The sequence below is a fragment of the Aureimonas sp. AU20 genome, from assembly GCF_001442755.1.
GTDB lineage: Bacteria > Pseudomonadota > Alphaproteobacteria > Rhizobiales > Rhizobiaceae > Aureimonas.
Map to the genome: position 1 here is coordinate 2694258 of NZ_CP006367.1, position 15144 is coordinate 2709401.

Below are 15144 nucleotides of genomic sequence, written 5' to 3' on the forward strand. Positions count from 1 at the left end.
AACCTTTCCCCTGATCGATTGTCGGCCCCCGCGCCGACCGCAAGGAAAACTCCCATGGCTGCCAAAGCCGTCTCCACCTTCCGGCCGGACCTCGTCCGGCGCGCCGCGCTCGACGCTGTGCGCAAGCTCAACCCCGCCGCGCTCGTGCGCAACCCGGTGATCTTCGTCACCGAAGTCGTGGCACTCGTCGTCACGCTTCTCTTCCTGCGCGACGTCGCGGCCGGCCACCCCCTCGCCTTCACCGGCCAGATCATGGCCTGGCTCTGGTTCACCGTCCTTTTCGCCAATTTCGCCGAGGCGATCGCCGAAGGGCGCGGAAGGGCCCAGGCCGACAGCCTGCGCCGGGCGCGCACAGACACGCTGGCCAAGCGCCTCACGGAGCGGACCGACCGCGCGCGCTGGGATTCGGTCTCGGCCCTGGAACTCAAGGTCGGCAACTTCGTGCTGGTCGAGACCGGCGACATCGTGCCGGGCGACGGCGAGATCGTGGAAGGCATCGCCTCCGTCAACGAAGCGGCGGTGACGGGCGAATCCGCGCCGGTGATCCGCGAGGCGGGCGGCGACCGCTCCGCCGTGACCGGCGGCACGAGCGTCGTGTCCGACTGGCTGGTGGTGCGCATCACCGCCGCGCCCGGCTCCTCGTTCATCGACCGGATGATCGCGCTGGTGGAAGGCGCCGAGCGGCAGAAGACACCGAACGAACTCGCCCTCACGATTCTCCTCGTCGGGATGACGCTGATCTTCCTGGTCGCCGTCGTCACGCTCACCGGCCTGTCCAGCTATGCCGGCGCGGCGATCTCGGTGCCGATCCTCATCGCGCTTCTCGTGACGCTGATCCCGACCACGATCGGCGGCCTCCTGTCGGCCATCGGCATCGCCGGCATGGACCGACTGATCCGCCACAATGTCCTTGCCATGTCGGGCAAGGCGGTGGAGGCGGCCGGCGACGTGGACACGCTGCTTCTCGACAAGACGGGCACGATCACCTTCGGCAACCGCATGGCGTCGGAATTCGTCGCCGTTCAGGGCGTCTCCGAAGCCGAAGCGGCCGAGATCGCGGTTCGGGCCTCGCTCGCCGACGAGACGGCCGAGGGTCGCTCCATCCTCGTGCTCGCGCGGGAGAGCTACGGCGTCTCCATTCCGGATGAGCGGCCGGTGGACGCGACCTTCATCCCCTTCTCCGCCTCGACGCGCCTATCGGGCGTCGACATCGGCGACACGGCCATTCGCAAGGGCGCGGTGGATGCGATCCGCCGGTTCGTTCGCGAAAGGGCGGGGCGCGACGTGCCCGAGCCAGCCGCCTTCACGGCGGCCGTGGAGCGCATCGCGCAATCCGGCGGCACGCCGCTCGGCCTGGCCGAAAACGGCCGCTTCATCGGTGTCATCCACCTGAAGGACGTCGTGAAGCCCGACATCAAGACGCGCTTCGCCGAGCTTCGCCGCATGGGCATCCGCACGGTGATGGTGACGGGCGACAACCCTGTGACCGCCGCCGCCATCGCTTCCGAAGCCGGGGTGGACGATTTCATCGCCGAGGCGACCCCGCAGGACAAGCTGAACTACATCCGCAACGAGCAGCGCCAGGGCCGATTGGTCGCCATGTGCGGCGACGGCACCAACGACGCGCCGGCTCTCGCCCAGGCCGATGTCGGCGTCGCCATGCAGACCGGCACCCAGGCGGCGCGCGAGGCCGGCAACATGGTGGATCTCGACAGCGATCCGACCAAGCTGATCGAGATCGTCGGCATCGGAAAGCAGCTGCTGATGACGCGGGGCTCGCTCACCACCTTCTCCATCGCCAACGACGTCGCGAAATATTTCGCGATCATTCCCGCGCTTTTCGTCTCGGCGATTCCCGAACTCGGCGCGCTCAACGTCATGGGCCTGTCCACGCCGGAAAGCGCGATCTTGTCTGCGGTGATCTTCAACGCGCTGGTGATCGTCGCGCTGATCCCGCTGGCGCTGCGCGGCGTGCCCTATCGCGCGCTCGATGCGGCCAGCGTCCTGCGGCGCAATCTCCTGATCTATGGCCTTGGCGGCGTGCTGGTGCCCTTTGTCGGCATCAAGCTGATCGACCTCGCGGTCTCCGCCCTCGGCCTCGCCTGACCCTATCAGCAAGGACCAACACCATGTTGTCCCAGTTCCGCGCGGCGGCCACGCTTCTGCTCGCCTTCACCCTCCTTCTCGGCCTCGCCTACCCGCTGGCGATGACGGCGGTTGCCGGCCTTGTCTTCCCAGCGGAAGCGTCGGGTAGCCTCGTTTCGCGCAACGGCGAGTCGGTCGGCTCCCGTCTGATCGGCCAGTCCTTCACGACCGATCGCTATCTCCATCCCCGCCCCTCGGCGGCCGGCACGACGGGCTACGACGCCTCGGCCTCGTCCGGCACCAATCTCGGCCCGACCAGCGCCAAGCTCGCCGCCCGCCTGGAGGCCGACGGCGCGACCTTGAAGGCGGCGACGGGCGCGAAGCTTCTGCCGGCCGACGCCATCACCACCTCGGGCAGCGGCCTCGACCCCGATATCTCGCCGGCCTTCGCCGCGCTTCAGGCGCCCGGCATCGCCAAGGTGCGCGGTCTGCCGCTGGCACAGGTCGAACAGGCCATCGCCGGCGCCACGGCCGGGCGGACCATCGGCGTACTGGGCGAACCGCGCGTCAACGTGCTGGCGGCCAATCTCGCGCTGGACGCACTTTCACCCACGAATGCACCGGGCGCCGCCCCGGCGCCGGGAACGCCCACCGCCGCCAACACGGCACCGGCCGGCTGATCTCGCCGGTAGATTTGAGATAGGAAAGGCGGAGGGACGCGCGTCGTCCCTTCGTTCCATTGTCAGATGGGTCCGACACGCATGCCGCAACCGGCCGCACGCCCTTCAGCCGACGCGCTTCTCGCCCATGCCGAGCGGGAGGGCCGGGGCAAGCTGCGACTGTTTCTGGGCGCGGCGCCCGGCGTCGGCAAGACCTTCGCCATGCTCCAGGCGGCGCGCGCGGCGAAGGCGGCGGGGCGAGACGTTCTGGTGGGAATCGTCGAGACGCATGGGCGGGCCGAAACGCAGGCTATGATCGCCGATCTCGAGCTCCTGCCCCGTAAGGGCATCTCCTACAAAGGGCGGCTGGTTCCCGAACTCGATATCGACGCCGCACTGGCGCGCCGTCCCTCGCTTCTGCTGGTGGACGAATACGCCCATTCCAACGTGCCGGGCAGCCGCCATCCCAAGCGCTGGCAGGACGTGGCCGAGCTTCTCCAGGCCGGGCTCGATGTCTGGACGACGATGAACGTCCAGCATGTCGAGAGCCTCAACGACGTCGTCCAGCGCATCACCGGCGTGCGTGTGCGCGAAACCGTGCCGGACACGACGCTGCGAACCGCGGACGAGATCGTTCTGGTCGATCTGCCGCCGGACGAGCTGATCCGGCGTCTGGCAGAGGGCAAGGTCTATGTCGAGGACACCGCGACGCGGGCGACGCAGAATTTCTTCAAGCCCTCGAACCTGACGGCGCTGCGAGAACTCGCGCTGCGGCAGGTCGCGAGCCGGGTCGACAGCGATCTCTTGGAGCGCATGCAGGGCGGCGCGATCGAAGGGCCCTGGGCCGCCGGCGAGCGGCTTCTCGTGTGCCTCGGACCCAACCAGTCCGCCGAGCGGCTGGTGCGCACGGCCAAGCGCCTCGCCGATCTCCTCGACGCGCCCTGGTTCGCCGTCACGATCGAGCGGCCGGGCGTGTCGCTGGACGAGGACGCGGCGGCCCGGCTGGAGACGGCCATGCAGCTTGCCAAGACGCTGGGTGCCGAAACGCAGCGCCTCGTGGCGGCCGACTGGCCGCGCGAGCTCCTCCGCTTCTCGCGCTACGAGAACGTGACGCAGATCGTGGTCGGCAAGGCGCGTCGCACGGGCCTGCGCTGGGGTTGGCCGAGGCGGAGCCTTGCTGACGCCCTGGTGCGGCAGGCGGACGGCATCTCGATCCATGTCCTGACCGGCGAGGAGGAAAGCGCGAGCGCGGCCGGGCGCGGGGTCGATCTCGGCAGTTGGAGCGGCTACGGCGCAGCGCTCGCCAGCGTCGCCACGGCGACGCTCGCGGGCTCGCAGATCGTGCGCTTCGTGCCGCTGCCGAACCTTTCCATGCTCTATCTCCTGGCCGTGCTGGTGCCGGCTTTCTTCCACGGCGTCTGGCCGGCGATCTTCGCGTCCTTCCTGTCCTTCGCGACCTATAATTTCTTCTTCATCGAGCCGACGGGCAGCTTCACCGTGGCGCGGCCGCACGAGCTTCTGGCGCTGGCGATCTTTCTCATTATCGCCGTCGCCATCTCGGCCCTGGCCGGTCAGGCGCGGGACCAGATGCGCGCCTCGGCGGCGCGCACCCGGGCGGCGCGGCGGCTCTACGAGTTCACCCGGCGCCTTTCGGCCCTGCCGGATGCCTCAGCCGTCATGGAAGCGGCGGCGAGCGAGATCAACGCCGCGATCGGGCGCCCCTGCGCCATCCTGCGGCCCGGCACCACAGACTTGGAGATCGCCGCGTCCTGGCCGCCGGACGACCGGCTGGACACCCCGGCGCGCGCGGCGGCCCGCTGGGCCTTCGACCGAGACGAGCCGGCCGGCGGGGGAACCGCCACCCTGCCGGCCAGCGGCTGGACCTTCTTTCCGCTGCCCGCGCCGGACGGGCGCGTCGGCGTGGTCGGTGTGGAACGGGCCGGCGACGACGCACCGCTCGGGCTGGAAGCGCGCACGCTTCTTTCCGCCCTGGCCGAGCAGACCGCCGCCGCCCTGCACCGGGCGCTTCTGTCCACCGAAGTGCGCAGCGCGCGAACGGCGGCAGAGACGGAGCGTGTCCGCAACATTCTGCTGGCCTCGATCAGCCACGATTTCCGCACCCCTCTCGCATCCGTCCTCGGCTCCGCCACGACTTTGATCGACTATGGCGACCGTCTCGAACCCGAGGCGCGGCTGGAACTGCTGGGCCAAGTGCGCGACGAGGCCCGCCATCTCGACTCCATGGTGCGCAATCTTCTGTCGATGACGCGGCTGGAAGCCGGCGCGCTGGAGATCAACCGCGACTGGATCGACGTCGGCGAGGCGCTGGAGCGCGCGGTGGACCTCGCCAAGCGCCGGGGCGCGACGCAGCGCTTCACGCTCGTCCTGTCAGACCGCCCGCTGCTTGCGCAGATCGACGGGAGCCTGTTCGATCAGGCGGTGGGCAACATCGTCGGCAACGCGGTGCGCCATGCCGGACGGGACGCGAACGTGACCTTGGCGGCAAGGAGACATGGCGAGGCGCTCATAGTCGAGATCGCCGACGACGGACCGGGCGTGCCGGAAGCGCTGCGCGCGGAAGTCTTCGAGAAGTTCACCCGCGCCGTGCATTCGAAGGCCGATGGCGGGGAAAGCGCGGGACTCGGCCTTGCCATCGCCAAGGGCATCGTCGAAGCGCATGGCGGCACGATCGAGCTTCTGCCGCAGGATCATGCGGGTGCGACCGGCGCAGCGTTCCGCATTCGCCTGCCGGACGGGAAGGGACAGACCCCATGAACAAGGCCACCATTCTCGTCGTGGACGACGAGCCGGCGATCCACCGGTTTCTCAAGCCCTCGCTGACCGCCGAGGGCTACCATGTGGTCCAGGCTCTGAACGGCGCCGACGCGCTGCGCCTTGCCGCGAGCGATCGGCCCGACGCGGTGGTTCTCGACCTCGGCTTGCCCGACATGGATGGCAAGGCGGTGATCGCTCGGCTGCGCCAGGTGTCGGACGTGCCGATCGTCGTCCTGTCGGCGCGGGACCGGGAGGCCGAAAAGGTCCAGGCGCTCGATCTCGGTGCCGACGACTATGTCGAGAAGCCCTTCGGCGTGGGCGAGCTCATGGCGCGCCTGCGCGCCGCGCTGCGCCATCGCCAGGGCGCGCCGGTCGGCCCCCTCACAGCCGGCGATCTCTCGCTCGACCCCGAGACGCGCATCGTGCGCAACGGCGCGGCGGAGGTGAAGCTGACGCGGCGCGAGTTCGATCTCCTCGCCGTGCTCCTGCGCCATGCCGGCAAGGTCGTGACCCACGGCCATCTGCTGCGCGAGGTCTGGGGACAGGCGAACGAGGCCGACACGCAGTATCTGAGAGTTTATATCGGCCATCTGCGGCAGAAGGTGGAGGACGATCCAGCCGCGCCGCGCCGCATCCTGACCGAAGCGGGCGTCGGCTATCGGCTGGTCTGATCCTGCATTTCTCGACCTTTTACGCTTCGCGAGGCCATCGGCCGCAGCACGTCTTGAGGTTCGCGTTTCGGCGCACCCGAACCTGTGCTACCAAAGGTGAAGCGAATTTCCAGGGAGGCGGGTTTGAGGGCGTTGCGCGGCAGGTCGGGCGAGTGGATGGGACGCGTCGTCGCGCTTCTGTTCGTCGTCCAGGCTGCGCTTCTTGGCTTCACCTTCTCCGCCTCGGCCGAGCTTCTCCCGCGCGATCAGTTCGGCAACGTCATCTGCGCCGAGTTCGGCGCGCCGGGCGATCATGGCTCGCACGACAAGCCGGCCGGCCATTCCAGCGTTCCCGCCTGCTGCTCGATGGGCTGCGCCATGTTCGGCGGGCCGCTCCCATCCCCCTCGCTTCTGTCCCTGATCGTTCGTCAGCCCCTGGTTCTGGACGAACCCTTTACGCTCTTCGAGGGCGTGGGCTCCGGCGCGGTGGAAACGCCGCGCAACACGCGCGGACCGCCCCTCTTCGGCTGATCCTGCGAGGCAATGCCGCGTCACGCGGCCGACCTCGCCCGCTGTCCGAGCCCAAGACCATGTTGCCGCCGAGCGACGCGCCCTAGCCCTCCCGAGCCGATCCCAAAGCCGGACGATCCGACGCTGCATCCCGGTCCGATCTCGCAGTTCCTGTCCGCCGCGCGGGCGGCATACACGGATCGGACACTCGCACGCGCCGCGCTTCGTCGCGGGCGGTGAGACCCGGAGGCACGTCGCCAAACCCTGGCGCGGATCAGCGCGCGCTGGCGCAGGCATGTCTGGTCGAAGGCGTTCCCATTCCTGCCTTTCGGAGCCTTCCAATGTCCGACCTCATGGCCGTGCGAACGGGCGATCTGCCCCGTTCCGCCTCGGCGAACGATCTTTACCGCGCCGTCTGGCGCTGGCATTTCTACGCCGGTCTCTTCGTCCTGCCCTTCCTGATCTCGCTGTCGATCACCGGCGGCCTGTATCTCTTCCGCGACGAGATCGACACGTTCGTTCACGCCGATCTCAAGCGTGTGGTTGCCGAGGATGGCGCTGATCTCGCCGCGCCGAGCCGCCTCGTCGCGGCCGCGCTCGACGCTGTTCCGGGAACAGCCGTGAAGTACACCCAGAACGCCGGCCCCACCTCGTCCGCCGAAATCACCGTGAAGAGCGCGGGCGGTGAAAAGCGCGTCGTCTATCTCGATCCCTACGACGCCCGGGTGTTGGGCTCCCTGCCCGACCAAGGCACGATCATGTGGACCGTGCGCCATCTGCACAGCCTGCGCTTCTTCGGGCCCGTCGCGCGCGGGCTGATCGAGATCACCGCCGGCTGGTCCATCCTCCTGGTCGTGACGGGCCTCTATCTCTGGTGGCCGCGCGGGCGAAAAGAGGGCGTCGTCACGGTTCGCGGCACGCCGAAGAAGCGCGTGTTCTGGCGCGATCTTCATGCCGTGGCGGGATCGATGCTCGGCGTCTTCATCGTCTTTCTCGCCGTCACCGGCATGCCCTGGTCGCAGGTCTGGGGCGGCAAGGTGAACGAATGGGCGAACGGCTCGAACTTCGGCTACCCCTCCGGGGTCCGGGTGGACGTGCCGATGTCCGGCCAACGTCTCTCGGACGAGGGGCCGGTCGGCTGGTCGCTTCAACAGGCGGAGGTTCCCCTGTCCGGCGCGACGCCCTTCCGGACGCCGATCGGCCTCGACCGCGCCGTTGCTGTCTTCGACACGCTTGGCCTCTATCGCGGCTACAGCGTCAACCTTCCGACGCGGCCCACCGGCGTCTACACCGGCTCGGTCTATCCCGACGATCTGACACAGCAGCGCGTCGTGCATCTCGACCAATATACGGGCGAGCCCCTGCTCGACATGAGCTATGCCGACTACGGCCCGTTGGGCCGTTCCCTGGAATGGGGCATCAACGTTCATCTCGGGCAGGAATTCGGCTGGTTCAACCAGTGGTTCCTGGCTGCGGTCTGCGTCGGCAATGTCGCGCTGGCCGTTTCAGCGGGCGTGATGTGGTGGAAGCGCCGGCCGAGCCGCTCGATGGGCGTGCCGCCGCTGCCGAAGGACACGAGCGTCTTTCGCGGGCTGCTTGTGCTGCTGGCAATCGGCGGCGTGCTTTTTCCTCTGGTCGGCGCCTCGCTGCTGGTCATGTTGCTTCTCGACTGGACCATGACGCGGCTTCGCGCCCGCCGCGCCGCCTGAGCGCCCGCTCCCTCTCGTTTTCCCATCGTCAAAAGGACACCCAGATCCATGCCCCTTTCCCTCGCTCGCCTGCACGGCCTCGCGCTGGCCGCCACTCTCGTGCTCGGCTCGCTCGCAGCCCTTTCGCCCGCCGCCGCCCACGGGTTCAAACTCGGCGCCATCGAGATCGAACATCCCTGGAGCCGCGCGACACCGCCCGGCGCGCGCACGGGCGCCGGCTATTTCGGCCTCGTCAATTCCGGCCCTGGGGAAGACAAGCTCATCTCCGCCGCGTCGCCGGCCGCCGAGAAGGTCGAGATCCACGAGATGTCGATCACGGACGGGATCATGAACATGCGCCGCGTCGACGGGCTGGCGATCCCGGCCGGCGGCAAGGCGGCACTGGCGCCGGGCGGCTATCACCTGATGCTCATGGGCCTGAAGGCGCCCTTCAAGGAGGGCCAGATGATTCCCGTCACGCTTACCTTCGAGAAGGCGGGCTCGATCGAGGTGCAGCTGCAGGTGGACAAGATGGGCGCGACCGGCCCGGCACACGGCGCGCATGAGGAGGGCGAGGAAGGCCACCAGCATTGAGACCGCCCCGCGCCGACGACATGCCGATCGGGAGACAAGCACCGCGTCCGCGCGCTGGATCGCGCGTGGATCGGCTGTCGCTAGCGCCGAGGTTGGTGTCGGCGGAAGGGGTGCCAGCGTCTGATGCGAGGACACCGGCTCACGCTTCGAAGAGAGTTTGCGCCACCTGGCAGGGTCTACTCATTCCGATGGGAGAAACGTCCCTGTCTCGCCTCCGCGCCGCGCTGCGATGCCTGCTGCTGATCGGACTGATGGTCGTGGGCGCTCTGTCGCTCGTCACCCCGGCCGAGGCTCATGCGGGTCTCGTCGCCACCGAGCCGGCCGACGGCGCGGTGCTGGCGCGCGCACCGGATCGGTTCGAACTGATCTTCAGCGAGCCGGTCTCGCCGCTGCGCCTCGCGCTCATCGGGCCGGACGGGAAGGCGCACGCCCTCTCGGCAAGCGCCGTCGCCGGCAACAGCGTAGAGATCGCCGCGCCCCGTTCGCTCGACGAAGGCACGCATATCCTGACGTGGCGCGTCGTTTCCCTGGACGGGCATCCCGTGGCGGGCTCGATGCGCCTGTCGATCGGCGCGCCCAGCGCAGAGCCTCCGGCAATCCCCGCCGAGTTCGACCGCGCGGTGCAGGCGCTGGTCTGGGCGTCGCGCTGGCTTCTCTATCTCGGCCTGTTCTTCGGCATCGGCGGTGCCGCCGGCCTCTTTCTAGGGGCACAGCCTTCGGACCAAGCGCTGTCGCGCGTGCACATCGCGCTCGCACTCGGCCTTATCGCCGTGCCGCTTTCGCTCGGCGCGCAGGGGCTCGACGCGCTGGGCGCTCCCCTGTTGGCTTTGGCAACCGGAGCCACGTGGCGCGCGGCGATGGAAACGGGCTTCGGCTCGGCCGCTGGCATCGCCGCGCTCGCGCTCTCCGTTGCACTCGTAGCCACTTGGCTTCCACGGCGTTTCGGCGCCACGCTCGCCGGGCTTGCACTTCTCGGGGCGGGGCTCGCGCTCGCCTCAACCGGCCACGCCTCCAACGCCCCGCCGCGAGAATGGACACGGCCGGCCGTGGCGGTCCATACGATCACGGTCGCGCTCTGGATCGGCGCGCTTCTGCCGCTGGCCATGGCGCTGCGCGCATCAGAGGATGCGGATCGCATGGCGGCGCTCAGGCGCTTTTCCAAGCGGATCGTGCCGGTCGTGGCCTTGCTTCTCCTGTCCGGCGGCTTTCTGGCGGTGATCCAGATCGGCACCCTGCCCGCCCTGTGGCAGAGCTGGTACGGGCGGGTTCTCCTCGTGAAGCTCGCGCTTGTCTTCGCCCTCCTCGCGCTGGCGGCGGACAATCGCTGGCGCCTGACCCGACCAGCGCTCGCTGGCGACGTGCCATCGCGACGGGCTATTCGGCGGCACATCCGTTTGGAAATCGCCGTCGCTGTTCTGATCCTCGGCACGGTCGCGCTCTGGCGGTTCACGCCGCCGCCGCGGATCGAGGCAGCTATTGCCGCTGAGCCCACACAGGCCCATGCGACGGGGACACTTCTAATGGCCGACCTGACGCTGGCCCCGGCGCGCGCGGGGCCGATCGAAGCGGCGGCCATGCTCATGACCATCGACTACGGCCCGGTGAACCCGCAATCCGTCACCTTCCTGTTTTCGCGGCCGGGCGAGGCAGACGAGGCGATCCGCCAGACCGCTCACAATTCCGGCGACGGGATGTGGCGCGTGGAAACTACCCTGCCCAGCCCCGGCCTCTGGCACGTGCGGATCGATGTCGCGATCGACGCGGCGACCCTGGATCGCCTCGAAACCGATCTTTACGTGAGACCTTGAGCGGCGACGGCCAACCCATATCGCTCGACAAGAGAGGACAATCCATGGCTTCGGGAAACGCCAATCGCCTTCTGGCTTTCGGGGGCGCCGGCACCTTGATCGCGGTTCTTCTCGGCCTGATTGGCTGGATGGTGCTGAACCAGCCCGCGCGCGGCGCGCCGGACCAGGCGTTCTCGCTCAGCGACACGCGCGGCGGCACCGTGGACCAGAGCGTTCTGAAGGGCCGGCCCTCGCTCATCTATTTCGGCTACACCAATTGCCCCGAAGTCTGCCCGACGACGCTGATCGAGATGGCGGATTGGCTGAACGCGCTGGGGCCGGACGGGCGAGATTTGCAGGCTCTGTTCTTCACGGTCGACCCCGAGCGCGACACGCTGGACGTCCTTCGCCCCTATGTCGCCTCGATCTCGGATCGCATCGTCGGTGTCACCGGCAGTCCGGCCGAGATGGAGAAAGCCTCGAAGGCCTGGCTGGTTTATTCCCGCAAGACCGGCGAAGGCGAGGACTACCATATGCGCCACTCCACCTCGCTCTTGATGATCGGCGCCAACGGACGGCTTCAGGGCATGATCCCCTACGGCACGCCGAGGGAGGAGGCGATCGCCAAAATTCGCAACACGCTTCTGACAGGCGCGCCGCCCGCGCCGTCGGCCGCGCGAGACGACGCCCGGCGCGAGCGCGCCGGCTAGGCTTCTGCGCTTCGCGCCACGTCGGCGCTCGGCCGGGCCAGCAGCGCCGCCAGCAGGTCCAGCGCCTGCGGCGGGGTCTGCGCCACGTTGAAACGCATGAGGCTAGGTGCTGACTGCGAGACGCTGAACACATTGCCGGGCGCGAGCACCATATTCTCGACCAGCGCGGCCTTGGCGATCTCGGCGGCATCGCGCCCCTCCGGCAGGTGGCACCAGAGCGTGAAGCCGCCGCGTGGCTCAACCCAGACGCTGAGGCCCAAACCTTCCAGCCGCGCCTGCACCTCCTTGCGCCGCTTGGCGAGCCGCGCGCGCAGGCTCGCCACATGCTTGCGGTAGCTGCCGTCGGAGAGCAGTTCGAGCACGAGATCGGCCGAAAGCGGGCTTGGGCCGCCGAAATTCGTCGCGACCTGAAGATCGGTCAGCCCGTCGATCCATTCAGGCTTCGCCGCGATGTAACCGCAGCGCAACGAGGCCGACAGCGTCTTGGAGAAGCTGCCAATGCGGATCACGCGGTCCAGCCCGTCCAAGGCGGCGAGGCGTGGCGAGGGCTCGGGCTCGAAATCGGAGAAGATGTCGTCCTCAATGATCGTCACGTCGTAGGCCGAGGCGGCGAGCAGCAGGCGGTGCGCCACGGCTGGCGAAAGCGAGGCGCCGGTCGGATTGTGGATCGCGGAATTGGTGATGTAGAGCTTGGGCGAATGCGTGCGCGCGGCCTCCGCGAAACGCTCGGCATCCGGCCCCGACGGCGTATAGGGCACGCCGACGATTTTGACGCGATGGGCGCGCAGCAGCGCCTGAAAGTTGAAGTAGCAGGGATCGTCCAGCAGCACCGTGTCGCCCGGTTGGAGCAGAAAGCGACAGACGAGGTCCACCGCCTGCGTGCCCGAGCCGGCGAGCAGGATCTGCTCGGGCGCGACGTCCAGTCCCTCCCCGGCGAACTGGCGCGCCAGAAGGCGCCGGAGCGCGGGCGAACCCTGTGTCGCGCCATACTGGGCCAAGCGATCACCCTCGCCTTTGGAAAGCTTGCGCAGCGCGCGGCCGATGGCCTCCTGCGGCATCCACTCTGCCGGTAGCCAGCCGCAGCCCGGACGCAGGACGCCGGGACCGGTGTCGAGAGACTGGCGCGATACCCAGAGCGGATCGATCTCCCGATCGAGCCTCGGCTCGGCCTCCCCGACGGTCAGCGCCAGCGGCAGTCCCGCGACATAGAAGCCCGAACCCGGCCGGGAGCGAATGACGCCTTCGGCCGAGAGCCGATCATAGGCCTCCACGACGGTGGAGGGCGAAACGCCCATGGCGCTGGCATAGCGGCGGATCGAGGGGAGCCGCTCGCCGGGCGCAAAACTGCGGGATGCCAGTCGGCGGCGAATGTCCTCCACCAAATCCTTCGTTCGCGCCATCACCGCCTCGCCCTACCGTGTTCAGATCGGACCATACAGTTCCTCCATCCGATACGAAACCGTATCTCGTACGAAACCAGACAATAATGCTTACTCCGTACCAAAACTGGAGAGAGTTATGGAACGAAATGCGTCGGGTTGGATCAGCGGCTTGCTGGGCGTCGTCATTTTCAGTGGCTCCCTTCCGGCGACGCGCGTCGCCGTAGGCGGCTTCTCGCCCCTATTTCTCACCTCGGTGCGGGCGGTGATCGCGGCCTGTCTCGGAGCTCTGCTCCTGCTGACCCTTCGCCAGCGCCGCCCCCAACGGGCAGACCTGTGGCCGTTGGCGATCGTCGCGCTTGGCGTCGTGATCGGCTTTCCCCTGCTCACGGCTCTGGCGCTCAAGCATGTAACCTCGGCGCATTCCATCGTCTTCATCGGGCTCCTGCCCCTGGCGACGGCTTTGTTCGGGGTCCTGCGGGGCGGCGAGCAGCCGAAGCCGGCCTTCTGGATCTTCTCGCTGTTTGGCGCCGCGTCGGTCGCCGGCTTCGCGCTGGCGCAGGGCGGGCAAGGTTCGGGTGCGGGCGACCTCCTGATGCTGGCCGCGATCGTCCTTTGCGGCCTTGGCTATGCCGAAGGCGCCGTTCTGTCCCGGCGCCTCGGCGGCTGGCAGGTCATTTCCTGGGCGCTGCTTCTGGCGCTTCCCGCCATGGCGCTGGTAGCCTGCCTGACCCGGCCTGCCTCGCTGCGGGGGATCGCGCCGCCGGCCTGGATCGGGCTCTTCTATGTCTCCGTCTTCAGCATGCTGATCGGCTTCGTCTTCTGGTATCGCGGCTTGGCCATCGGCGGCATCGCCGGCGTCGGGCAGTTGCAGTTGCTTCAGCCCTTTCTCGGGCTTCTCCTCGCCGGCGCCCTTTTGGGCGAACCCGTGGCCTGGACCATGGTCGCCGCTTCCGGCCTCGTCGTACTCTGCGTGGCCGGAGCCAAGCGCTACGCCTGACGCCGGCCCCAAAGTTCCTTCTTTGTTCCTGTCGCCAAATCCGCTAGGTTTGCCCTGAGCGAAGGGAATCACCGAATGCGCCGAGGCGGCTGGGCCGGCGGTTTGGGGAACGAATCCAAGGTGCAGCCATGGCGCAACCGAACGAAGTGGCAGCGGGGGACAGGCGCCAGCCTGACGGCATCCGGGGGCGCTCGACCGCGACGCCGCCCGCGCCTGAACCGTGCACCTCGCCTGCGCGAAAAATCATCCATATCGACATGGATGCCTTCTATGCCTCGGTGGAGCAGCGGGACGACCCGTCCCTGCGCGGTCGTCCTGTGGCCGTCGGGGGCTCGCGGGAGCGCGGCGTCGTGGCCGCCGCCAGCTACGAAGCACGCGCCTTCGGCGTGCGCTCGGCCATGCCCTCCGTCACGGCGCGGCGCAAATGTCCCGATCTCGTGTTCGTGAAGCCGCGCTTCGAGGTCTACAAGGCGATCTCGAGCGAGATCCGCGCCGTGTTTGCGGAGCACACGCCCATCATCGAGCCGCTGTCGCTGGACGAGGCCTATCTCGACGTCACCGAGAATCTGCAGGGGATCGCCTCGGCCACGGTGATCGCCGAGGACATTCGCGCCCGCATCCGCCAGCGCACGGGCCTGACGGCCTCGGCCGGCGTGTCCTACAACAAGTTTCTCGCCAAGCTCGCCTCAGACCATCGCAAGCCCGATGGGCTCTTCGTCATCACGCCTTCCATGGGCGCAGGCTTCGTCGAAACGCTAACCGTGGGGCGTTTTCATGGTGTCGGCCCCGCGACGGCCGCCAAGATGGAGCGGCTCGGCATCCGCACCGGGGCTGACCTGCGCGCCTGCACCCTGGCCTTCTTGCGCGAGCATTTCGGCAAGATCGGCCCCTATTATTTCGGCATCTCGCGCGGCATCGACGAACGGCCGGTGCGCGCCGACCGCATCCGCAAGTCCGTCGGCGCGGAGAATACGTTCTCGGCCGATCTGTTCGAGACCGAGGCCATGCGCGAGGCGCTGGAGCCGATCCTCGACAAGGTCTGGCGCTATTGCGAGGGCAGCGGCCTGCGGGGGCGCACGGTGACGCTGAAGATCAAGGACGCCGATTTCCACCAGATCACGCGAAGCCAATCCGTCGTTCTGCCGGTCGCGAACCGTGCCGAGTTGGAGCAGATCGCCATCCGCCTCCTACATGAGCGACCGCCCAACCCGCGCGGCATTCGCCTTCTCGGCGTGACGCTTTCCGCCTTGGTGGACGCTGCCGAGAGCCGGACGGCGAACGACGTCCAGTTCGCCCTGCCCTTCTGA

The 15144-nt window shown here is 68.4% G+C and carries 12 protein-coding genes; 11 read left to right on the plus strand and 1 reads right to left on the minus strand.

What is annotated here, in order from left to right; genetic code table 11:
- Window positions 1-54: 54 nt before the first annotated feature.
- From kdpB to M673_RS12005, 9 genes are all read left to right on the plus strand, one after another.
- Window positions 55-2106, plus strand: coding sequence for a potassium-transporting ATPase subunit KdpB (gene kdpB, locus M673_RS11965; RefSeq protein WP_061976269.1), 2052 nt, complete (start codon window positions 55-57; stop codon window positions 2104-2106).
- Window positions 2107-2129: 23 nt separating this feature from the next.
- Window positions 2130-2765, plus strand: coding sequence for a potassium-transporting ATPase subunit KdpC (gene kdpC, locus M673_RS11970; protein WP_061976270.1), 636 nt, complete (start codon window positions 2130-2132; stop codon window positions 2763-2765).
- Between the two features lie 81 nt (window positions 2766-2846).
- The gene (locus M673_RS11975) at window positions 2847-5519 is read left to right on the plus strand and encodes a sensor histidine kinase (protein WP_061977815.1); all 2673 of its coding nucleotides are present in this window, start codon (window positions 2847-2849) and stop codon (window positions 5517-5519) included.
- Window positions 5516-6190, plus strand: coding sequence for a response regulator (locus M673_RS11980; RefSeq protein WP_061976271.1), 675 nt, complete (start codon window positions 5516-5518; stop codon window positions 6188-6190). Before M673_RS11975 ends, M673_RS11980 begins: the two co-directional genes overlap by 4 nt.
- A 156-nt stretch (window positions 6191-6346) precedes the next feature.
- Window positions 6347-6700, plus strand: a complete 354-nt coding sequence (locus tag M673_RS11985) for a hypothetical protein (protein WP_061976272.1) — start codon at window positions 6347-6349, stop codon at window positions 6698-6700.
- Window positions 6701-7020: 320 nt separating this feature from the next.
- On the plus strand, window positions 7021-8388 hold the full coding sequence (locus M673_RS11990; RefSeq protein ID WP_061976273.1) for a PepSY-associated TM helix domain-containing protein: 1368 nt from the start codon (window positions 7021-7023) through the stop codon (window positions 8386-8388).
- 48 nt (window positions 8389-8436) lie between these two features.
- Window positions 8437-8961: a copper chaperone PCu(A)C gene (locus tag M673_RS11995; RefSeq protein ID WP_061976274.1), complete on the plus strand. Its 525-nt coding sequence runs from the start codon at window positions 8437-8439 to the stop codon at window positions 8959-8961.
- Window positions 8962-9149: 188 nt separating this feature from the next.
- Window positions 9150-10769, plus strand: coding sequence for a CopD family protein (locus tag M673_RS12000; protein ID WP_061976275.1), 1620 nt, complete (start codon window positions 9150-9152; stop codon window positions 10767-10769).
- Between the two features lie 44 nt (window positions 10770-10813).
- Window positions 10814-11458: an SCO family protein gene (locus M673_RS12005; protein ID WP_061976276.1), complete on the plus strand. Its 645-nt coding sequence runs from the start codon at window positions 10814-10816 to the stop codon at window positions 11456-11458.
- On the opposite strand, the gene M673_RS12010 is transcribed toward M673_RS12005, so the two are convergent.
- Complete coding sequence (locus M673_RS12010) at window positions 11455-12858, minus strand: aminotransferase-like domain-containing protein (RefSeq protein WP_061976277.1); 1404 nt, start codon at window positions 12856-12858, stop codon at window positions 11455-11457. The two genes, M673_RS12005 and M673_RS12010, sit on opposite strands and share 4 nt — an antisense overlap.
- A gap of 118 nt (window positions 12859-12976) precedes the next feature.
- Here M673_RS12010 and M673_RS12015 point away from each other — a divergent pair, with 118 nt between their 5' ends.
- Both M673_RS12015 and dinB read left to right on the plus strand, forming a co-directional pair.
- The gene (locus M673_RS12015) at window positions 12977-13837 is read left to right on the plus strand and encodes a DMT family transporter (protein WP_061976278.1); all 861 of its coding nucleotides are present in this window, start codon (window positions 12977-12979) and stop codon (window positions 13835-13837) included.
- A 128-nt stretch (window positions 13838-13965) separates the two neighbouring features.
- A complete protein-coding gene (gene dinB / locus M673_RS12020) occupies window positions 13966-15144 on the plus strand; it encodes a DNA polymerase IV (protein WP_082639395.1) in 1179 nt (392 codons plus the stop codon).